This is a genomic window from Pseudomonas sp. MM211, assembly GCF_020386635.1.
GTDB lineage: Bacteria > Pseudomonadota > Gammaproteobacteria > Pseudomonadales > Pseudomonadaceae > Aquipseudomonas.
In genome coordinates, this window is the sequence record NZ_CP081942.1 from 2,633,423 (window position 1) to 2,654,621 (window position 21,199).

The 21,199-nt window shown below is 62.9% G+C and carries 18 protein-coding genes; 8 read left to right on the forward strand and 10 right to left on the reverse strand.

Translation table 11 applies throughout. The annotated features are described in order from the left end of the window. Positions 1-4: 4 nt before the first annotated feature. Positions 5-601 carry an NAD(P)H-dependent oxidoreductase gene (locus tag K5Q02_RS12045; protein WP_225839524.1) on the reverse strand — a complete coding sequence of 199 codons (597 nt, stop codon included), beginning with the start codon at positions 599-601 and terminating at the stop codon, positions 5-7. A 169-nt stretch (positions 602-770) separates the two neighbouring features. On the opposite strand from K5Q02_RS12045, the gene K5Q02_RS12050 reads away from it, so the two are divergent. From K5Q02_RS12050 to tadA, 4 genes are all read left to right on the forward strand, one after another. Next, positions 771-1,787, forward strand: coding sequence for an extracellular solute-binding protein (locus K5Q02_RS12050; RefSeq protein ID WP_225839526.1), 1,017 nt, complete (start codon positions 771-773; stop codon positions 1,785-1,787). Positions 1,788-1,789: 2 nt separating this feature from the next. Then, on the forward strand, positions 1,790-3,364 hold the full coding sequence (locus K5Q02_RS12055; protein ID WP_225839528.1) for an ABC transporter permease: 1,575 nt from the start codon (positions 1,790-1,792) through the stop codon (positions 3,362-3,364). Positions 3,365-3,509: 145 nt separating this feature from the next. Then, positions 3,510-4,886 (forward strand): multicopper oxidase family protein, encoded by a 1,377-nt coding sequence (locus K5Q02_RS12060; protein ID WP_225839530.1) that lies wholly within the window; start codon positions 3,510-3,512, stop codon positions 4,884-4,886. A gap of 74 nt (positions 4,887-4,960) precedes the next feature. After that, on the forward strand, positions 4,961-5,392 hold the full coding sequence (tadA, locus tag K5Q02_RS12065; RefSeq protein WP_230411036.1) for a tRNA adenosine(34) deaminase TadA: 432 nt from the start codon (positions 4,961-4,963) through the stop codon (positions 5,390-5,392). A 164-nt stretch (positions 5,393-5,556) separates the two neighbouring features. On the opposite strand, the gene K5Q02_RS12070 is transcribed toward tadA, so the two are convergent. The 4 genes from K5Q02_RS12070 to K5Q02_RS12085 form a co-directional block, all read right to left on the reverse strand. Continuing rightward, the gene (locus tag K5Q02_RS12070; protein WP_225839534.1) at positions 5,557-7,995 is read right to left on the reverse strand and encodes a TonB-dependent siderophore receptor; all 2,439 of its coding nucleotides are present in this window, start codon (positions 7,993-7,995) and stop codon (positions 5,557-5,559) included. Between the two features lie 92 nt (positions 7,996-8,087). Beyond that, positions 8,088-9,077 (reverse strand): FecR domain-containing protein, encoded by a 990-nt coding sequence (locus K5Q02_RS12075; RefSeq protein WP_225830784.1) that lies wholly within the window; start codon positions 9,075-9,077, stop codon positions 8,088-8,090. Between the two features lie 5 nt (positions 9,078-9,082). Then, entirely contained in the window at positions 9,083-9,607 is a 525-nt protein-coding gene (locus K5Q02_RS12080) for a sigma-70 family RNA polymerase sigma factor (protein ID WP_225830786.1), read from the reverse strand. Between the two features lie 177 nt (positions 9,608-9,784). After that, positions 9,785-10,987, reverse strand: a complete 1,203-nt coding sequence (locus tag K5Q02_RS12085; RefSeq protein WP_225830788.1) for an NAD(P)/FAD-dependent oxidoreductase — start codon at positions 10,985-10,987, stop codon at positions 9,785-9,787. 162 nt (positions 10,988-11,149) lie between these two features. Here K5Q02_RS12085 and pdxR point away from each other — a divergent pair, with 162 nt between their 5' ends. Continuing rightward, entirely contained in the window at positions 11,150-12,658 is a 1,509-nt protein-coding gene (gene pdxR / locus K5Q02_RS12090; RefSeq protein WP_225830790.1) for a MocR-like pyridoxine biosynthesis transcription factor PdxR, read from the forward strand. On the opposite strand, the gene K5Q02_RS12095 is transcribed toward pdxR, so the two are convergent. From K5Q02_RS12095 to K5Q02_RS12110, 4 genes are all read right to left on the reverse strand, one after another. After that, positions 12,655-12,888, reverse strand: a complete 234-nt coding sequence (locus tag K5Q02_RS12095) for a zinc-ribbon domain-containing protein (RefSeq protein WP_225830792.1) — start codon at positions 12,886-12,888, stop codon at positions 12,655-12,657. The genes pdxR and K5Q02_RS12095 overlap by 4 nt on opposite strands. A 150-nt stretch (positions 12,889-13,038) precedes the next feature. After that, positions 13,039-13,383, reverse strand: coding sequence for a YdbL family protein (locus K5Q02_RS12100; protein WP_225830794.1), 345 nt, complete (start codon positions 13,381-13,383; stop codon positions 13,039-13,041). Positions 13,384-13,393: 10 nt separating this feature from the next. Further along, complete coding sequence (locus K5Q02_RS12105) at positions 13,394-13,585, reverse strand: YnbE family lipoprotein (RefSeq protein ID WP_042553186.1); 192 nt, start codon at positions 13,583-13,585, stop codon at positions 13,394-13,396. 14 nt (positions 13,586-13,599) lie between these two features. Beyond that, positions 13,600-16,200, reverse strand: a complete 2,601-nt coding sequence (locus K5Q02_RS12110) for an intermembrane phospholipid transport protein YdbH family protein (RefSeq protein WP_225830796.1) — start codon at positions 16,198-16,200, stop codon at positions 13,600-13,602. Positions 16,201-16,727: 527 nt separating this feature from the next. Here K5Q02_RS12110 and K5Q02_RS12115 point away from each other — a divergent pair. The 3 genes from K5Q02_RS12115 to K5Q02_RS12125 all read left to right on the forward strand — a co-directional run bounded on the left by K5Q02_RS12115 (position 16,728) and on the right by K5Q02_RS12125 (position 20,698). Then, positions 16,728-17,135, forward strand: a complete 408-nt coding sequence (locus K5Q02_RS12115) for a tetratricopeptide repeat protein (RefSeq protein WP_225830798.1) — start codon at positions 16,728-16,730, stop codon at positions 17,133-17,135. 57 nt (positions 17,136-17,192) lie between these two features. After that, a complete protein-coding gene (gene rmuC, locus K5Q02_RS12120; protein ID WP_225830801.1) occupies positions 17,193-18,680 on the forward strand; it encodes a DNA recombination protein RmuC in 1,488 nt (495 codons plus the stop codon). Positions 18,681-18,871: 191 nt separating this feature from the next. Beyond that, positions 18,872-20,698: a glycosyl hydrolase family 28 protein gene (locus tag K5Q02_RS12125; RefSeq protein ID WP_225830803.1), complete on the forward strand. Its 1,827-nt coding sequence runs from the start codon at positions 18,872-18,874 to the stop codon at positions 20,696-20,698. Positions 20,699-20,724: 26 nt separating this feature from the next. Here K5Q02_RS12125 and K5Q02_RS12130 read toward each other — a convergent pair whose 3' ends face one another. Beyond that, positions 20,725-21,066 (reverse strand): FKBP-type peptidyl-prolyl cis-trans isomerase, encoded by a 342-nt coding sequence (locus K5Q02_RS12130; protein WP_225830805.1) that lies wholly within the window; start codon positions 21,064-21,066, stop codon positions 20,725-20,727. Between the last annotated feature and the right edge of the window lie 133 nt (positions 21,067-21,199).

Genomic DNA, 21,199 nt, shown 5'->3' on the forward strand with positions numbered 1-21,199 from the left:
CGTTTCAGGATTGCTCGGCGAACAGCTTACGGCCAATCGCCTGTGCCGTCTCCAGATGCGCTTCCGGGAAGCCGGGATCCGAGGCGAGTAGAAACTGCGATGTGGCTACCGGTGCGCCGCAGTAGTCGAAGATGCCGTGGTCGATCTGCGTCTTCATTGCTTGGTCATAACCGTGACGCGTGAAGGTGCCTGCGTCCGCACCGCCAACGGCCACCAGGTGAACCTGCAGGCGCTGCAGCTTCTTAACGACCTTGCCGTTATCGGCTTCTTCATAGGCCCAACCGTTGGTGAACACGCGGTCGATCCAGCCCTTGAGCAGGGCAGGGAAGGACCACCAGTAAATCGGGTAGACCAGCACCAGCGCATCGGCACGCTCGAGCCGCGCGTGTTCGGCAGCGACGTCTGCAGGTGCCGAGGCTTTTTTCTGGAACAGGGCGATGTCCGCCGCGTTGAAGCGCGGGTCGAAGCCTTCCGCAGCCAGATCGGCGACCTCGGTCGAGTGGTTGGACTTCGTGCTGACAAGCCCATCGGCGATACCTGTAGCGATAGCGTGGGTCAGGGAGTGTTTGTCCGGGTGTGCAACGACGATAAGGGCATGCATGGGTTAGCTCCAATAGTTACTTCCTACTATTGGTAACCTACTTTTGGTAGGTTGTCGAGTGTTGGATAATTCATGCCGTCAGTACGGGTTGATGAATGCATCGCTTGAGAATCAGCCGCAGTTGGCCCGTATAATCGCCGGTAACTTTTTGTTTCAGAGGAAGTGGTCAATGTCAGCTCATCGAGTAACCGGTCTGGCGCGCGCGATTGCCGCGGGTGTTCTGTCCTCCCTGCTGTTCGCCGGTGGCGTGCACGCTGACGATGCCGTGACCCTGACGTTGTACAACGGCCAGCACGAGGCTACCGGCAAGGCGGTTGCGGCTGCCTTCGAGAAGAAGACGGGCATCAAGGTGCTGATCCGCAAGGGCGGTGGCGGCCAGTTGGCCAACCAGATCGCCGAAGAGGGCGAGCGCTCGCCGGCAGACATCATCTACACCGAAGAGGCGCCGCCGCTGATCAAGCTCGGCAGCCAGGGGCTATTGGCCAAGGTCGATGACAGCACCCTCAAGCAGATCGACTCCAAGTTTTCCGACGACAACGGCAACTGGATAGGCATCACCTCGCGCGTGCGCGTGCTGGCCTATAACCCGGATCTGGTCAGCGAAGCCGAGCTGCCGAAAAGCGTGCTGGAGGTGGCCGACCCCGAATGGGCCGGCAAGATAGCCTTCGTGCCGAGCAGTGGCGAGTTCCTTGGCCAGACGGCAGCGGTCATCCGGATCAATGGTCGCGAGGCTGCCGAGGAATGGCTCACTGGTCTCAAGGCCTTTGGTGGCACCTACACCAATAACGTCATCGCCATGAAGGCCGTGGAGAACGGTGAGGTCGGTGCCGCGCTGGTCAACAGTTACTACTGGACTGCGTTGAAGAAAGAGAAGGGCGAGCTGAAATCCAAGCTGCACTACTTCGCCGATGGCGATGCCGGCGGCCTGTCGAGCGTGTCCGGCGCGGCCGTGGTCAAAGCCAGCAAGCACCCGAAAGAGGCCCAGCAATTTCTCGCCTTCATGATCAGCGAAGAAGGGCAGCAGGCCATTCTGAGTAAATCCGCCGAGTACCCGGTCAACCCCAAGGTGCAGGCCGATCCGCTTCTCAAACCCTATGATCAGCTCAAGCCGCCGGCCATCACCGCCGCGCAGATCGGCCTAGCCGAGGATGCGCTGGAGCTGCAACGCGAAGTTGGAATGAACTGACCATGCAGCCTCAGGCGGTAACCCCTGAACTGCCGTTACCCCCGGTGAACGTCACCACGCGGCGCCGCAAGGCGCCACCGATCTGGCTGCAGCTTCCGATCCTGGTCTTGCTGCTGCTCGCCGCATTGCCGCTGTTCTTCGTGGTCGCCCGTGCGGCGCAGGTTGGGCTGCACGAAGCCTTCGCGCTGCTCTGGCGGCCGTTCGTATTCGGCCTGCTGGCCAATACCATGAAGCTGATGGTGCTGGTGACCCTGGGCTGTGCGCTGCTCGGGCTGGCGCTGGCCTGGCTGGTGGAGCGCAGCGATCTGCGCTGGCGCCGGCACTGGAACGTGCTGCTGTGCCTGCCGTTCGCCATTCCCTCGTTCGTCAGCGGCTTCACCTGGGTGTCGATCAGCCCGATGTTCGAAGGCCTGGGCGGCACGGTACTGGTGATGATCTTGTCGAAGTACCCGCTGATCTACCTGCCGGTGGTCGCGGTGCTGCGCAATCTCGACCCGGCCCTCGAAGAGTCGGCGCGGATGCTCGGCTGCAGTCGCCGCCAGGTGTTCTGGCGGGTCACGCTGCCGCTGCTGCGCCCGGTGCTGATGGCCACCAGCTTGCTGGTCGCGGTGCACATGTTGGTCGAGTTCGGCGCGCCGTCGATCATGCGTTACCAGACCTTCACCACCGCCATCTACCAGCAGTTCGAGCTGGAGTTCAGCGGCAGCAACGCGGCGATGTTGTCCGCACTGTTGCTGGCGCTGTGCATGCTGTTGCTGTGGGGCGAGTTTCGCCTGCGCGGGCGCGGCTATGCACGTACCGGCCAGGGCGTGGCACGCAGCGCGGCACGGGTGCGCCTGGGTCGCTGGAGTGTGCTGGCTCAGGTACTTCTGCTGGCGCTTGTGGCCATCGGCTGCGGTGTGCCGCTGGTGATGCTGGGGTTCTGGATCGTCGAAGGCAGCTCGGCCAGCTTCCCGGTGGTGGAAATCGCCGAGACGCTGTGGTCGTCGCTGACCTATTCCTTTGGTGGCGCCTTGCTCAGCTGCCTGCTGGCGCTGCCGGTGTGTCTTGTGGTGGTGCGCTACTACGGTCGCATGGCCACGCTGGCGGATCGCTTGCCGTACCTGCTGCACGCCTTGCCGGGCCTGGTGATCGCTCTGTCGCTGGTGTTCTTCGCCCTCGGCTACGTGCCGGCGCTTTACCAGACCAGCATGCTGCTGCTGGTGGCCTATGCGCTGCTGTTCATGCCCATGGCTCAAGGGCCGATCCGCGTGGCGTTGGAGAAGGCTTCGCCGCAACTGGAAGAGGCTGCACGCACCCTTGGGCATACGCCGATTGCCACGTTTCTGAGAGTCACCTTGCCGATCATCTCGCCCGCCATCGGTGCCGGCTTCGTACTGGTATTTCTCGACTGCATGAAAGAGCTGACCGCTACCCTGATCCTCGGCCCGACCGGTCTGGAGACCCTGGCGACCAAGGTCTGGTCGCACACCGGCAACCTGGAATACGCCGGCGCTGCGCCTTATGCCGCGCTGATCGTGCTGGTGTCGGGGCTACCGGTGTATCTGCTGACCACGCGTGCTTACCGGCGTTCTTGAACTCGGGCCGGGCGGTATGTCGCGGTGTCGCGGCTTAACGCCCCCGCGTTCAAGGTGTATCGTGCGCAGCTCTCCAGCGCCCGCAGAGGCGCAGTCGTTCAGACCTGATTAGTGTCACCGCAGTCCCGCTTCAGGAGCAGGCTTCATGAGTTTCACCCGTAGACAGGTGTTGGGCGGTTTGGTCGGCCTTGGCGTCGTTGGCCTGGGCGCTGGTGGCGCGCGTTACTGGCTGGGGCGCCCGTTCGACCGCAAGACCCACGACTACGAGCTGATCGCCGCGCCCCACGATATCGAGCTGGTGCCCGGCCATGTCACGCCTGCCTGGACGTTCGGTGGCCAGGCCCCCGGCGTCGAGCTGCGTTGCCGTCAGGGCGACGAGTTGCGTGTGCGCTTCATCAATCACCTGCCCGAAGCCACCACCATTCACTGGCACGGCATTCGCCTGCCACTGGAGATGGACGGTGTGCCCTACGTATCCCAGTTGCCGGTGCTCCCGGGCGAATATTTCGATTACCGTTTCGTCACCCCGGATGCCGGCAGTTACTGGTACCACCCTCATGAGTCGAGTGCCAAACAGCTGGGTCGTGGGCTGGTCGGCCCGCTGATCATCGAAGAGCGCGAACCCACCGGGTTCCAGCACGAGCGCACCCTGTGCCTGAAAAGCTGGCATGTGGACGAACAGGGGGCCTTCACGGCATTCAGCGTTCCCCGTGAGGCGGCCCGCGAGGGCACCCGTGGGCGCCTGTCGACCATCAACGGCATCTCGCTACCGACCCTGGAGCTGCCGGCTGGGCAGGTGGTACGCCTGCGGCTGATCAACGTCGACAGCACCATCACCTACCGCCTCAACCTGCCCAAGGGCGATGCGCGCATCTACGCGCTGGACGGCAACCCGATCCAGCCGCGCCCGCTGGGCAAGGAATACTGGCTGGGGCCGGGTATGCGCATCGACCTGGCGCTCAAGGTGCCGGACGTCGGCAGCGAAGCGTTGTCACTGCGCAACGGGCCGCTGCGCCTGGCCACCATCAAACCGGTGGCCAGCAGCGAAGCGGCGGGGGAGTGGCCGCCTGCGTTGCCGGCCAACCCGGTGGCCGAGCCGGATCTGCAGCGCGCCGAAACCCTGCGCTTCAACTTCGAGTGGGCGGCGTCACTGGCATCCCCGGCCGATGAAGCCGCTGGCCGCTACAAGTACTGGCAGATCAACGGCCAGGCCTGGGACATCAACGACAAGACCTGCGCTGACCGGCCCATCGCCAGCCTGAAGAAGGATGGTCACTACATCTTCGTGCTGCGCAACATGGCCCAGTATCAGCACCCGATCCACCTCCACGGGCTGATCTTCAAGGTGCTGGATTCCAACCGCCGCAAGATCGAGCCGTACTACACCGACACCTTTCTGCTCGGCAAGAACGAGACCGCGCGCATCGCCTTCGTGGCCGATAATCCTGGCGTATGGATGTTCCATTGCCACGTCATCGACCATATGGAAACCGGCCTGATGGCCGCCATCGAGATCGCCTGACGTGAGAGTCCTGACTTGGGAGCGTTAACTTGAGAGCCCCGCTGATCATCGATCGCAGCCACGACGAACGCTTTATGCGTGAAGCGCTGGAGCTTGCAGGGAAAGGTGCCGAACGCGGCGAAGTGCCGGTCGGTGCCGTGCTGGTGCAGGACGGCGAGGTGATCGGCCGCGGTTTCAACTGCCCGATCTCCACCAACGACCCCAGCGCACACGCCGAAATGGTCGCCATCCGCGCCGCCTCCCTGGCCGTCAGCAACTACCGCCTGCCAGGCAGCACCCTGTACGTGACTCTGGAGCCTTGCGCCATGTGCGCAGGGCTGATCGTCCACTCGCGGGTGCAGCGTGTGGTGTTCGGGGCCAGCGAGCCCCGCGCGGGCATGGCCGTGAGTCGCGGCCAGTTCTTCGACCAGGGCTTTCTCAACCACCGCGTGCTGGTCGAAGGCGGAGTGCTGGCAGAGGAGTGCGGGGCGATGTTGAAGACCTTTTTCAAGGCGCGGCGGGGGTAGGCCTGCTCGTCTGCTGTCTTTGTGAGCGGCGCTCTAGGTGTGCCGCAACAGGCTGCCAAACCATGGTTCTGGTAATCCCGGCTCGATAGGCCTGCTCGGCACGCCAAGAGCGCTGCAAGGCAGGTTCAGCCGCACACCTGAGGTGGCGGCTGACGAATCTCACCTCACCAGCTGAAATTCACCGAGCCGACCAATTGGCGCTCGTCGCCATAGGTGCAGGTGGCGAACTCGCAGTAGGTGTACTGCTTGTTGGTGAGGTTGTTGGCGTTGAGGCTGACGTCCCAGTTCGCGTCGAGCTGGTAGCTGACCATGGCATCGAACAGGGTGTAGGCGGGCATCGCCGAGTCCATTTCGGAGGCCTGGGTGGTGCCCTTGTAACGGGCGCCAGCACCAACGGTGAGCTGCGGCAGGTTGAGGCGCATGAAGTTGTAGTCGAGCCACAGCGCCGCCTGGTGATAGGGCGTGTCTTCACTGCGTTGGCCAACTTCGCCGGGGATCACGCTCTCTGTGATGCGCGCATCGATATAGGCGTAGGAGGCGATCAGGCTGAGGGCTTCGCTGAGGTCGGCCTTGGCTTCCGCCTCGAAGCCGCGCGAGCGCACTTCGCCAGTCTGCGAGGCGATGTTGGTGGCAGGGTTCTGCTTGAACACGTTCTGCTGGGTCAGCTCGAAAACCGCCGCACTGAGCAGCAGGTTGCGGCCGTCGGGCTGGTAGCGAATCCCCGCCTCGTATTGCTTGCCTTCTGTGGGCACGAAGCTCTGCCCGCCGGCAACGGCCACTGACACCGGGAAGAACGATTCGCTGTAGCTCAGGTACGGTGCCAGGCCGTTATCGAACTTGTACACCAGCCCGGCGCGGTAGGTGGTGGCTTCATTGTTCTGGCTGGTGCGTACGCCGTTGCGATGCTGACGCTGATCCTGGTCGGCCCAGTCGTGGCGCACGCCGAGTACGGCAACCCAGCGGTCGTCGATGTTGATCTGATCCTGCAGATAAACGCCCTTTTGCAGGGTGTCGATTTGTGAGCCGCGATCCAGGCTGGAGTCCTTGTTCACTACCACTGGCTGCCCGTAGTTGTAGCGGCTCAGGTCAAGCGCTGGCGCTACGCCGCGAAAGTTGTGCGAGTCGTAGGTCATGTCGTAAGCATCGAAGCCCAGCAGTACGCTGTGCTCGGCGCCACCAAGCTGCCATTTGGACTCGATATTGGTGTCGCTGGCCAGGCCGCGGGCGCGCTCGTGGCGGTCGCTGTACTGGCGGCGCAGGATGCCCGTGGTGGCTGCCTGATTGATGGCCGCGGCGGAGGTTTGTATCTGCAGGTACTTCCAGTCCACGTCGGTCTGGTAGTAACGCAGCTTGTGGTTGATGCGCAGCTGCTCGTTGAAGTGGTGCTCGAACTCGTAACCCAGCGTCGACATCTCACCGTTCATTTCGTTGTAGCCGGGCTCGCCGATAAAGTCGTGGCGGCCTATCTGGTACGTCGCGTCGCCCACACCCTTGACCAGTTGATAGGGCAGCGGCGCGGAGAAGCCCGTTTCGGTCTTCTGGTAGAACGACAGCAGGGTCAGGGAGGTGTCTTCGTTCGGGCGCCAGGTCAGCGCCGGTGCGATATAGAGCCTGTCGTCATTGATATGATCCTGCGGCGTGTCGCTGTCGCGCTTGAGCATCGTCAGGCGGTAGCTCAGCGTATCGCTTTCACCGAGCGGGCCGCTGAAGTCAGCGGACAGCTGCTTGCGGTCGTTCTGGCCGACCTGCAGGTTCAGTTCGCGCAGCGGCTCCCGAGTCGGCCGCTTGCTCACCCCGTTGATCATGCCGCCTGGCGACAGCTGCCCGTAGAGCACGGACGCCGCGCCGCGAATCACCTCGACGCGCTCCAGGCCATAGGGCTCCTGAATGCCGTCATAGGAGTTGTTCTGCAGGCGCAGGCCATCGCGCAGCGAGCCGCCGGTGGCGGACTCGACATCGAGGCCACGGATACGAAAACGATCCGCCGTGCGGTTGAAACTGGTCGGCTGGCTGGTGACACCCGGTGTATAGCTGAGTGCCTGGGACAGGGTTTCCGACTGGCGATTGCGCAGCTCGTCGCGGGTGACCACCGAGATCGACTGCGGGGTATCGACCAATGCTGTATCCGTTTTGGTCGCGCTGCCGTTGCGCAGGGCCACGTAACCGGCGAGCGGCTCACCCGGTGCCTCGCCACTGCCCAGCGCGCTTCCAGACACAGTGGTGCTATCGAGCTGCAGCGCGCCACTGGCTGGCAGCGGGCGTAGCACGTAGCCGCTGCCGCCCAGAGCGACTGCTTCCAGGCCAGAGTTCTGCAGCACCAGGGCAAGCCCAGCGGACACCGAGTAGCTGCCATTCAGACCGGGGCTGTTCTTGCCCGTCGCCAGGTCGTTATGCCCAGCGAGGTAGATGCCCGCCTGGGCCGAGAACTGGTTGAGCACGCCGGCCAGCGGGCCTGGCGCGATGCTGTAAGTGCGCACCTCGCGGCTTTCCTGCGCCGCTGCCGGTAGCGAAACCAGCAAGGCCGGAGCGAGGGACAGCGCCATTGGCAAGACCAGTGCGAGTGGCCGCAGGGATTGGAAGGAGTGCGCGGTTGGCAAGTGCATGGTGTCCCCTGGAGTTGTTCGAATAGTTGGCTTCTCAGGGATTACCGAGCGAGATTGCAGAAAGGGAACCGCATCGATGATTTTCTTTTCAGTCAGGCACTGGCTGGCTCGACGCTCACCCACCAGTCGGTGAGCCGTTGGATACGGATTGGTAGGGCAGCTTGCAGCAGTTGCAGTGTTTGCTCGCTGTCGTCCAGCGGGAAATAGCCCATCACCGGCAAGCTGGCGATGCTCGGATTGCAGCCCAGGTGCCCACGGCGAAAGTGCGATAGCTCTTCGAGCAGTTGCCCCAGGGGCATGCCCTCAGCCGCCAGCACATGGCGCGTCCACGACTCGCGAGCGCTGGCGGCGGGTGCCTGGCCGCCAACCCGTTGGGCATTGAAGCCGACCTGCTGGCCAGCCTCGACCCGCCGCGTCTCGCGGCTATCTGCGGTGCAGATTTCCACTGTGCCATCGAACACCGTCAGCCAGGTTTCTTCAGGCGTCTGGCGCACACTGAAGCGGGTGCCCAGGGCCTGCATGCGGCCATGCCTGTTGTCGATGAACAAGGGCCTGGCGTCTTTCGCGGTATCGATCAGCACTTCACCGAAACGCAGGTGCAGCAGGCGCAGGCTGGTGCTGAATTGGGCATCCACCGCACTGGTTGCGTTAAGCCACAGGTGGGTGCCATCAGCCAGCCTGGCTTCACGCACCTCGCCGGTGCCGGTGGCGAAGTCCGCCGTCCAGCCAGCCAGCAAGCGTGGTAGCGGAGTATTGCGCCAAGTGCCCCAGCCAAGCACGCTGCCGGCGCCGATAATCAGCAGGCTCTTGAGGCCCTGACGACGACTGAAGCCCGCGCGGCTTTCCTGACCCAGAGCCTGGCGCAGGGCCTGGGGATCGTCCTGTTGCTGCAGGTTGCCGAAGCGCTGGCTGACCCGCTCCACATAGTGCCAGGCGTCACGGTGTTCGCTGTGTTGCTCGAGCCACTGCTGCCATTGCTGGCGCATCTGGCTGTCTGGTTGTTCGTCGTGCAGCAGCACATACCAGTTGGCGGCCTGTTGCAGGCTGGCATGGCTGAGCGTGCGGTCTTGTTGGGTATGCATCGCCGTCACTCGACCAGCAGGCCGTCGAGCTCCGCTTCGAGCAGGGCGCAATGCAGCAGAGCCTGGGCCAGGTACTTCTTGACCATGCGCTCGGATACGCCGAGCTGCCGGGCTATCTCGCGGTAGGGCAAACCATCGAGCTGAGCCAGCAAAAACGCCTCCCTCACCCGGGCAGGTAGGCGCAGCAGCATGGCGTCAACTTCGTGCAGGGTTTCCATGATCAACGCCGCCTGCTCCGGCGAGGGCTGCAGCGCTTGCGGACGGTTGGCGAGCACACTCAACCAGGCCTGTTCCAATTGCTTGCGGCGCCAGTGGTCGATGCTCAGGCCGCGGGCTATGGTCGCCAGGTAGGAGCGCTCGCCACTGTCACTGTCGAAGCTGCGCGGGCGAAGCAGCAGGCGCACGAAGGTGTCTTGCACCAGGTCGGCGGCATCGGCGCCATCGCCCAGGCGGCGGCGCAGAAACTGCTGCAGCCAGCCGCTGTGGCTGGCGTAGAGGCTATGCAGGTGGTTGGTATCGAGAGGCGTCATCGAGAGCACGTACCCGTTGGCGTTTACGCGCCTCAATGCAGATAAGAATTAGTCGCAAATTAGAACAAGATGCGCTGATTGCTGCAATGGGTGGTGCTCAATTCAGTTTGCAGGCACGGGCTGCCGACTTCGTGCAGCAGCCCGTGATGGCGTTGGTCATGCATCAAACGCTGCGGATCAGGCCACCACTGGAATCAGCGGGTCGGCCGCTGCCAGAGCGGTTTCGCGGATCGCGGCTGGCGGGTAGATCCACTGGGTGTTGATCTCGGTTTTCAGCTGCTTGCCCTTGGTGCCGGTCAGCATCACTTTGCGCTCCCAGCCTTCGGTGAATAGCGCGCCCCATTCGCCGAGATCCAGGCAGGTGACATACTTGGGCTGGCTGTAGGTAATGGGTGCGATAGCGAGCAGGTCGGCCGCCGCGTTGTTGCCTGCAGATCGGCCCAGGGCGATGGCGTGCTGGCAGGACATCAGCGCATGGTTGCCGTGGTCATCTACTGCCGCGTAGGCGGTATCACCGGCGGCGTACACGCTCTCCAGCCCGGAGACCTTGAGGTTACGGTCAACATGCAGGCGACCCTGAGCGTCCCGCTCGGCAGTCAGCTCTCGGGTTAGCGGCGAGGCCTGCACGCCAACCGTCCAGATGACCGTCTGGGCGTCGATGCGTTCGCCGTTGGTGAGCGTGACGCCGCCCGCATCTACCGAACCCACTGCACTGCCCAGGCGCCAGTTAACGCCCTGCTGGGCGCTGGCTTCGGCCACGATGGGGGCGACGTGTTCGCCCAGGCTGGCGCCGATCCGCTCGCCACGGTCGACCACGATCACGCGGATATCAACATCGTCGCCCAGGATGCTGCGCAGGCGAGCGGGCAGCTCGGTAGCGGTTTCGATACCGGTGAAGCCGCCGCCCGCGACTACTACGGTGTTGCGCGCGGGGCTGTCTGGCAGATCGCGCAGGCTGTGGAGATGACGCTCCAGAGCCAGGGCCTGCTCCAGGCTGTCGACATCGAAGGCATGTTCGACGCCGCTCAAGGCGGGGCGCACCACCTGGCTGCCGCTGGCGAGGATCAGGCGGCTATAGCCCAGCTCGCTGTCGAGGCCGTGTTCGCTTCGGTAGGTCAGGGTTTGCCTGGCGCTGTCGATACCCGTGACCCAGCCTTGCACGAAGCGGATGCCGACCACGGCGAACAGCTTGTCCAGCGGTGCGCTCATCCGCGCTACATCCGCCTCGTAAAAGCGTGGCCGCACGTGCAGTTGCGCCTTGGGAGCAATCACGCAGACCTCGATATCCTCGCGTGCCTGCAGGTCGAGCAGACGCGCTGCGCTCAGGGCGCTCCACAGACCGGCGAAACCGGTGCCGATGACTAGAATTCGTTGCTTCATCAGGTGTTCCTCGAAAGCGGTTGCCTGGCCGCAAGGTGCGGCGCAGGAAGGGCGATACGCTTGGGGCGCGATCGCTGCAGTTGACGAGGCGATTCTCTACTTGAAGTGGATCAGCGTATTGATCCATAAAGTGCTAAATGGATTGATCCAAGAGAGGCGTTCATGGCAGCCAAGAATCAAGGGCCGTTGGTGGTATCACTGCCGCTCGGCGAGCCGCAGCCAGGCGAGAGCCTGCAGCGTTGGCTATACACCGCGCTGCGCGAGGCGATCCTCAGCAGTCGGCTGCCATCTGGCAGCCAGTTACCCAGTACGCGAGCGCTCGCTGAGCATTACGGCATGGCGCGTGGTACGGCGCAGGCCGCCTACCAGCAGTTGCAGTCCGAAGGCTATCTGAATACCGACAGCGGCTATGGCACGCGAGTCTGCGTGGTGTTGCCGGATGCCACGCTGAACGCGGGCTATGTAAGGCGGCCAATCGCCCCGCAGGTAGAGCAGCGTGACGCGCCAGATACGCTCTGGGCGCAGCGTCTGCAGGCAGAGAAGCCGGTGTTCATGAGTGGTGGAGCACAAGCTGGATTGCGCCCGTTCTTTCCGCACCGCGGCGACGTCCTGGCATTCCCTATCGACCTGTGGCGCAAGCTGCACACCGGGCACCTGCGTTCGTCACGCCTGCTGGATATGCTGGATGCCGACCCGGCGGGCTTGCCCGTGCTGCGCAATGCCATCGCCCAGTACCTGTCGATTGCCCGTGGCGTGCGGGTGACAGCCGAGCGCATCGTGATTCTTGGCAGCGTCCAGCAGGCGCTGGATCTGACCCTGCGGCTAGTGGTTGCGCCCGGCGAGACGGTGTGGATGGAAGACCCCGGCTACCCCGGCGCCCGGCAATTGATGAAGGCCAGCGGCGTGGAGATGGTCGATGTGCCCGTTGACCGTGAAGGTTTGCAGGTCGAGGAAGGGATTCACCTGGCGCCGGGCGCGCGCATGGCCTATGTCACCCCATCGCACCAGGCACCGCTGGGCGGCGAGCTGTCACCAGCACGGCGCATTGCGTTGCTGCGTTGGGCCAGTGAAAACGGCAGCTACATCTTCGAGGACGATTACGACAGCGAGTACCGCTTCGTCGCCAAGCCCATCCCGGCGCTGCGCAGCATGGCCAACAGCGACGCTCAGGTGATTCTTGCCGGGACTTTCAGCAAGCTGCTGTTTCCGTCTCTGCGCCTGGCCTACGTGGTATTGCCGCCGCAGTTGGTGGAGAGCTTCACGCGCCTGGTTTCGCTGACTGCGCGGCACGCCAACAGCCTTTCACAGGCGGTATTGGCCGACTTCATCGCGCAGGGGCATTTCGACCGCCACCTGCGGCGCATGCGCAAGTTGTACGCGGCGCGGGCCGAGGCCTTCGCTCATGCCGCCGAGCAGCATTGGCAAGGGCTGATCGACGTTCCGCCAATACGCGCGGGGCTGGATGTGGTGTGTGGTCTGCTGGCGGGCGATGAGCTGGACGTGCAGGCGAGGCTGGCCGCGGAAGGCATCGACGTGATGCCCTTGCAGCGTTACTGCGTGAAACCTCGGGCGCCTGGGCTGGTGATGGGCTTCGCGCCCTATGACGAAGCGGCCATCGAGCGTGCCGCCAAGGATGTGGCGCGGTTGCTGCAATCGGTGAAAGTGCGCTAGCGGGCCACGATGATCACGGTGATGCAGATCATCGCCACCACGCCAAAAACCATGCGGGCGATCCATGGTGCTGTGAGCCATGCCGTCGTGGCGCCGGCAACCTGGCCGACGTTCTTTTCCGACAGCCAGCGATTACTGACCGGATGGCTCATCGGGTTGCCACATTGCGGGCAGGCCTGAGCCTTGTCGGAAATACGGTTCTGGCACTCGGGGCAGTCGATAAGGCTCATGTCGCTCGTCCTCTGATCAGTGGCGATGGCGAACGTGAGACTTGGCCGGCGCAGCCGAGTTCCGCCACAGGGCAGAGCTGGCGGGGTCTGTAGCGTTTTCGTGGGGGAGATCACAAAGCGCCCGCAGCGTACGGCGGGCGCTCCTGGCGGCTACTTGCGGCGCCACTGACCTTGCTGCTGGATGTACTGCCCGGCGGGAGTTCTGTCGATAGCCTTCTGGCCGGCGATGGTTTCCACGTCGCTGAGTTGAATACCGTTCTGCTGGGCGAGCTTCTGGTATTCGGCGCGGCGGGCGGCGTTGATCAGTTTGGCGATCTCGTCGGCCTGGCCGCCGGATTTGACCACGCCGAGGTAACCACTGGGCAGTTCGCCGAGTTGGCCGCTGGCCTTGGCATCGCTCAGGGCGGACATCGCCTCGTTGAGGCTGATGGCGTGGGCCGGCAGGCTCAGGCTGAGCAGCAGCAACAGGCCGGCGAAGGGTTTGATCAGGCTCATTTGCGTTTCCTCAGAACAGTCCGCTGGATTCACTGAACATGCTGTCCAGTGCCTTATCCACCTTGATATAGATCTCGTGCTCGATCTTCACATTCAGGTTGATGTTGATCGGCTCGTTGGGCATCGCCAGTTGTACCGTGGGGGTACAGGCTACGCTCAGTAGCCCCAGCAGCAGGGCGGTGATGCAACTACGCAAGCGCATGGCGCTTCTCCTCGTCAAGGCTCCTTGGGTGCGGTATTGCGCTGCAACATACGCTGTTGCACGCGCCGCGTGATGATCTCGTTGACCCGATCCGTCAGCTGCAGGCTGGCGAGCAGGTTGGGGATGTCCTCCTCCAGGTTGATGTTGAAGTGAATCGGCCGGCCATTCTCGATGGCCGGGTTCTGACCTTCCAGGCGCATGGCCAAGCGCAGTTTGCCGTGCTGATCATAGTCGACCGAGCTGTTCAGGGTGGTGAAGTTGAAGTCCTCGAGGGACTGCGTCACCAGCTGCATCGCCGGGTTGCTGCGGCCCAGGGCCTTGATCTTCTCCGAGCTGAATTGCAGCCGCCCGCCGGGTTGGCGGGCGGCGATATGGCCTTGCTCCACCTTGATGCCGTTCTGGCCCAGACGCACCGGCAGATCACCGTCCAGTGTGCCGCTACCGGCCAGACCTTCTGCCGGGTAGAGGGTGAAAAGCTGCTGGAGTTCCAGGCCGCGTATCTGGATAGGAAACAACTGATTGCTGGAGGCGAGATCCCATTGCCCTGGCGTTAGGGTGACTTGCCCACCCATCAGGGCAGTTCGGACGAGGTTCACCTGCAACTGGCCCTTGTCGGCGCTGGCCAGTGATGCGCTGTAGCGGCCGCGGGCCTCGATCGGGCCGATGGGCAGGCCGGGGTTGGCCTGCTGTATTTTCAGCTCATCAATGGCCAGGTCGAAGTGCTGGCGCGCCAGCTTGAATTGCAGGCGGGTGTCCAGGCCACTGAGTTCGGAGCGGTCGTAGATACCACCCAAGCCCTTGCCGGTGAGGCTCAGGTCAACGCTCGGGGCGCTGCCGCCGGCGGTCAGGGCCAGGTTCGCGACGGCATTCAGGCGGCCACTGTTGAGGTCGAGTAACTCCGGCCACTGCACCAGGGTTTTCGCCAGTGGGTTGCCGGAGCGCAGGAACAGTTCGCCGAGGGTCGCCTTGAGCTGCAGGTTCTGTTTGGCGTCTAGACGGGCATCCAGGTCCAGTTGCAGGTCGCTGTCGTTGCTCAGTTTGCCGCGCAGGGTGCCAGCCAGATCCGCTGCTGCTATCTGGCTCTGCAAACGCCAGCCCTGAGGCTTGAGGTTGGCCTGCTCCAGGCGTGTGGTGCTCAGGTTCAGCGGGCCCTTGAACTGCCAGTTCTGCAGGGTGCCGTCCTGCAGCGTCAGGTTCAGGGCGCTGCCAGCGAGCTCTACTTGCAGCTTCTGTGCATTCAGGTCGGCGCCTTTGAGGGTGGCTGCCTGAAGCTGTGAGCCTTGGCCAAGGCTCAACTCGATTGCGCTGCCATCGGCGTGGCCGGCCAGCTTGAGGTCGCTGGTCAGCTCACCGATTTGCCAGCCAGCCTGGTTGGCCGTGGTGGTGCGGCTGGTCAGGCGCGTGTCGGCGAATTGCACGGCCCAGGGCGCTGAGCTTGCCAACGCCAGGCGGCCTTGCAAGTCCAGGCGGGTGGCGCCACGCAGTGCAAGCGTCAATTTCAATGGCAGGCTGCGCTCGGCCAGATCGCTACGCAGGTCGCCGAGCGGCGTGTCAGGCTGCACCTGTACACGCAGGGATTCGCTGCGCAGCTCCGGCGGCAGCACGTTCAGCCAGTCGGCACTCGGCTGGGTGAGCTGCAGATCCGCCTCGACGCGCCTGGCGATCCACTGTTTCCCGTCGTTGTTTGCTGCCAGGGCCAGTTGGCCTTGCAACTGGCCGATGCCAGGAAATGGCCAAGGCTGGGGCAGGTTGCCCTGTAGATCGAACTGGCCGATGGCTTCCAGCAGGTTGTCTACATCCATTGCGCGGCGCGGCATGTTCAATTGCCATGAGCCTTGCAGGCCAATCTCTCCCGGTGCCTGAGGCCACTGCGTGCCTTCCGGCACCGTCCAGGCGCTCAGCCAGTTCTGCAAGACCGCCGCTTGCGTCAGTTGCGTCGCGTCGAGCTGGCCACTCCAGGCCAGGCCATCGCCGAGGTGTTCCAGGCTGCTTTTCAGGGTCACTTGTGGTTGCTGATCTATGGCCAGGGTCAGTTGCAGATCGAGTGCATCACTGTGCGGCTGTAGAAGTAGCGAGGCATTCAAGACCTGCGCCTGGTGGTCAAGATTCAGCTGTATTGCCAGGTGGTCATCCTCATCATGCAGCAGGCTCAGGTCACCTGTGGCGGTGCACTGCCCACGGGCGCAGGGCAAGGTGGCGGCGAGCTGGTGAATCCTCAGGCTGCGTGGCAGTAAGGCCAGTGGTGCGGCCAGTTGTTGCAGGTCGAGATCGGCTGGAGGTGTGGCTGGCGCTGCCTCTGCGCTTGCTGGTCGCCAGGTGAGTGCCAGGCTGCCTATATCGAGGTACTGCCAGAACGGCAGGCTGAAGCCGAAGTCGCGCCAGGCCAACTGCAGATCCAGGCTGTGCAGATCCAGAGTGCCTGTGCTGCTGCGTTGAGTCAGCTGCAGATCCTTCACATTCAAGCCAGTGCGGGAGAGCGAAACGCCATGCCAATCGAGTTTCTCGATGCCGTTGCGCTGCAGCAGGTAGCTGCCACCCAGATAAAGGGCGGCAACGGACACCACGAGCAGCGTGAAAACAACAGACAGTCGCAGTCTGGTGCGGCGGCTGAGCATGGGGCGTCATCCATCGGCGGGGGATTTACGACGGTAACCCGAAGCGACATGGGCTGCCAAACGCACTGTTTGCTGAATGTGCCGTTCACAGTTTTATGTCGCAATGGTGACATGAGCGTTATTGGTGCGGGGCTAGAACGTCCGCCTGTCATTGCGTGGGCCCGTTGGAGCATGCCTGATGCCCCGCAAAAGGGCGTCCCAGGCGGCGTGCAGACGGACTTGTGCACAATCGCGATGCAGCTTGTCAAGCTGCATATTTACGCTTGCGTAAATCCTGTAAGTGTCGTAGGAGATAATTTAAGTATATGAAAAATATGGATTTTTTAGATTTGGTGAAAAAATAGCCAGTTTGACTTCGACCCCCATACCATCGGTGCTGGGAGGTCTTTCTCCCACGATATGCACACAGTTATCCACAGCTTCTGTGGATTGTCGCAAGCAGGCCAGCAAGGAGTAGGGCGGGCTTTACCTGGGGCGAAAAAAGAGTAGAGTGGCGCGCCTCTCTGGTAGCCCCTGCTTTATCCAATATGCCCCGCGTTTTATCCCATTCCGAGCTTCATCTGCTTCCCGTCCGTGCCCAGGTACCTGTTCGTGTCGCCGCCTGGCTGCTAGACAGCCCGCGCCTGGGGCATGCTACGAGCGTCAAGCGCATCGCTGGTCGCCTGCTCAAGCAGCCAGCGCGCCAAGGCGTGGTGCAGGCGCAGAGCCGTCTTGGCCAGATGCTTTGTCGTGATTGCGACAGCGCCCGTGATCGCCGTATGGGTGTGGAGCTGCTACGCCAGGCGGCACGTGCCGGTGACGGGGTTGCGCAGTTGGAGTTGGGGCGTCTTTACTGCCAGCCGCGCACCCTGGAGCTGGAGCAGGCCCGCCACTGGCTGGAGCTGGCGGCATTGCAGGGGCAGGACGAAGCGCGGGATCTGCTGCAGCGTCTGTAGCCTCTGTAGAGCAGCCCGCGCGGGTATACTGCCAGGCAGTCTCGCCTGGATGTCTGTATGCCCTTCGATCTCGTTTCGCTTCTGCCGGCCTTTCTGGTCGGCGCTCTGGTCTGTGCCGTTCCCCTGTTGCTGCGTGCTGTCGCCCTTTCCCGGGAGGCCGAGGAGATGCGCCTGCAATCCGGCCTGGCGCAGGAGCGCATGAATGCCGCGCAACTGGCCCAGGCAGGCCTGAGTGCGCAACTGGACAGTTGCCGCGAAGAGCTTGCCGAGATTCTCGAGATCAAGGCTGACCAGCAGGCCGAGCTGGCCGCGCTGCGCCGCGAGACTCATTTGCTACAGAACGACCTGCAACTGGCGCGCGAGCAGATCAAAGGTGGGCAGGCGCTGCGTGATCAGCAGGAAGCCGAGCTGCGTCGCCTGGATACCGAGCGGGCTGGCCTGGCTGCCGAGCTGCATGAGCAACAGGAAAACCACCAGCAACGTCTCGAAGATCTGCAGGGCGCCCGTGACGCCTTGCGGGCGCAGTTCGCCGAGCTGGCGGGCAAGATCTTCGACGAGCGCGAGCAGCGCTTCTCGGAAACCAGCCAGCAGCGCCTCGGCCAGTTGCTCGACCCGCTCAAGGAGCGCATCCAGTCCTTCGAGAAACGGGTCGAGGAGAGTTATCAGCAGGAGGCGCGCGAGCGCTTTTCCCTGGGCAAGGAGCTGGAGCGCCTGCAGGGGCTCAATCAGCGCCTGAGCGAAGAGGCGATGAATCTCACCCAGGCCCTCAAGGGGCAGAAAACCCAGGGCAACTGGGGGGAGCTGGTGCTCGAGCGAGTGCTGGAGCATGCCGGTCTGCAAAAGGGCCGTGAGTACCATACTCAAGTCAGCCTGAAGAGTGCCGATGGCGAGCGCTTCCAGCCGGACGTGCTGATCCAGTTGCCGGGCGAGAAGCAGGTGGTGATCGATGCCAAGGTCAGCCTCACGGCCTATCAGCAGTGCGTGTCCGCCACCGATGAGCCGACGCGGCAACTGGCCCTGAAGCAGCACGTGCTCTCTCTGCGCAGCCATCTGAAGGGGCTGTCGCTCAAGGATTACCAGCACCTGGACGGGCTGCACAGCCTGGATTTCGTGCTGCTCTTCGTGCCCATCGAGGCGGCATTCGCGGCCGCTTTGCAGGCTGATCCGGGATTGTTTCAGGAGGCCTTCGACCAGCACATCGTGATCGTCAGCCCCACCACGCTGCTGGCTACGTTAAGGGTAATCGACAGCCTCTGGCGTCAGGAACGGCAAAGCCAGAACGCTCGGGAAATCGCCGAAAGGGCAGGGGCGCTGTACGACAAGTTCGTGGCCTTCATCCAGGATCTGGACGAGGTGGGCATGCGCCTGCAACAACTCGACAAGGCTTATTCCGGTGCGCGCAACAAGCTGGTCGACGGTCGCGGCAACCTGATAAGCCGTGCCGAAAATCTCAAGCTGCTCGGTGCCCGGGCCAGCAAAAGCCTGCCTCCCGAGCTGCTCGAGCGAGCTGCCGGCCTGCCTCTGGACGAGCCAGAGGACGACTGAATCTCTGTCCGGTCGCTGCCCCGCCAGGAGGATTCCGTTTCCAGGCTGGACGTAGCAGAAATTTTGGCTATCTTGTCGGTTGTCATACTTCTTTAGGGTGTGACGATTTCGCCTGGCTGATTATTAAACCGGCTCGATGGCTGGTTTAATTTCAGCTGATTCAATAGATTGGCCATAACAAGGATAAGAATATGCCGCTCATCGAGAGCTCATCTGCGTCAGCAGTGCAGGGTGCCTGGCGCCAAAAAAAGTATGTTGTCGTACCGCTTGCGCTGCTGTTCAGCGCTTCTGCCCTGGCGCTGGACGCGCCCCACAAGGTTCAAGTGCCGACCCTGGCCTACGACGACAGCCAGATCATTCTGGTCTGGGAGAAGCCGGAGAACGCCGCCGGCATCGTCGACTATCACGTCTACATGGACGGCAAGAAACTGGGCGGCGCCAACGCCAACAATGACCAGCATTCGCCAGCCAAGCCGTACATCGATCAGTTCTACAAGGCCGATACGGAAAACTTCCATCACCGCATCTCCATCCATAACTACACCGTGGATGGCCTGAAGCCCGAGACCGAGTACCGCTTCACCGTGCGTTCGGTGGATGCCGACGGGCGCGAGTCCGGCGACAGCCCGGTGCTGGTGCAGCGAACCACGGCGACCCCCGAGGTCTTCAACGTCGAGGAGCAGGGTGCCAAAGGCGACGGCAAGACGCTCAACACGGCGGCCATCCAGAAGACCATCGATGCCTGTTCGCTGAACTGCAAGGTGCTGATCCCGGCTGGCGTGTTCAAGACCGGCGCGCTGTACCTGAAGAGCAACATGACCTTGGAGGTCGCCGAGGGCGCGACGTTACTGGGTTCGGAACGCAGCGAGGACTACCCGCTGGAGGGTTATATCCAATATCCCTATTCGACCATGGTGCGCCCGGCGTCGTTGATCAACGCGTTGCCGCGTGATCCGCGCCAGCATCAGTCGTTCGAGAACATCCGCATCGTCGGCAAGGGCACCATCGACGGCAACGGCTGGAAGCGCAACGACGACAGCCGTGACGAGCTGGGCAACACGCTGCCGTTCTATCGCGCCAGTGACAACACCCGTTACATGGAAGATGGCATTCTCGCCAAGGATCAGGTCGAGAAGGCGGTAGCGCGGGGCATCATCGTCAAGGACGCCTATGGGCAGATGCGCTCGTCACTGATGACCCTGCGCAACGTCACCAACGTCTTCTACGGCGGCTTCACCGTGCTCAATCCGGCCTACCACGGGATCATGAACCTGGAGACCGAGAACGTGGTAATGGCTGGCACCGTGCACAAGACCTACGACGCCAACAATGGTGACGGTATCGAGTTCGCCAACAGCAAGGGCGCCATGGTCTTCAACAACTTCTTCGACACCGGCGACGACTGCGTCAACTTCGCATCGGGCACCGGCGCCGATGCGACCCAGCAGCCGCCTCAGGAAGATGCCTGGATCTTCAACAACTACTTCCGTCGTGGCCACGGCATGGTGGTCGCCGGTAGCCATACCGGCGGCTGGATCCAGAACATCCTCGCCGAAGACAACGTTTCCGATGGCACCGATACCGGCCTGCGCATGAAGAGCACCAACTTCATGGGCGGTGGTGCGCGCAACGTCACCTTTCGCGATTCGGCTATCCGCAATACGGTCAAGCAGGGGGTGATCATGACCCTCGACTACCACGACCCCAACGCCATTCTCGACTACAAGCGCTCGACTGTTCCTGGCCAGTTCCGCGATATCCGCGTGGCCAACGTGACGGTGGAGGATGCTGCCGGTGCGGCGATTCAGGTCAAGGGTGACAGCGCCCACGACGCCTTCCACGAGAACGTCGCCTTCGAGCAGGTGCGCTTCACGGGCAAGGCTGGGGCGCAGATCGATGGCCTGCGCAATTCGAGCTTCACCGACGTCAGTTTCGTCGGTAGCGAGGGCGACCCCTGGAACATCAAGGGCAGCGAAGGTCTCAGCTTCGACCGCGTCGAGCCTCAACCCAAGCAGTAGATAGCCAGTCGCAGGCGCGGGGTGACTCAGTCGTCCCGCGTCAGCACTTCCAGCAGCTCGATTTCGAAGGTCAGGTTCGAGTTGGGCGTGATATGCGCGCCCATCGAACGCTCGCCGTAGGCCAGGTGCGCGGGCACGAACAGGCGACGTTTGCCGCCGACTTTCATCCCCATCAGCCCCTGATCCCAGCCCTTGATCACACGACCAGTGCCGATCACACACTGGAAGGGCTTGCCGCGGGAATAGGACGAGTCGAACTCGGTACCATCTTCCAGCCAGCCGCGATATTGCGTGGTGATCAGCGCACCTTTGACCGCCGCTTTGCCATCGCCTGGGTGGAGGTCTTCGATACGTAAATCTTCGCTCATTGCCGTCATTCCAATGTTCCAGAGAACCGCGTTTTCGCAGGAAACGCGGTGTTTTGCAACAGCCGCACGCGGAAGCAGATGGTCTGGTGAGGCGTATCTCAAAGGCAGGCTATGGCAGGAACGTGGCGTAAGC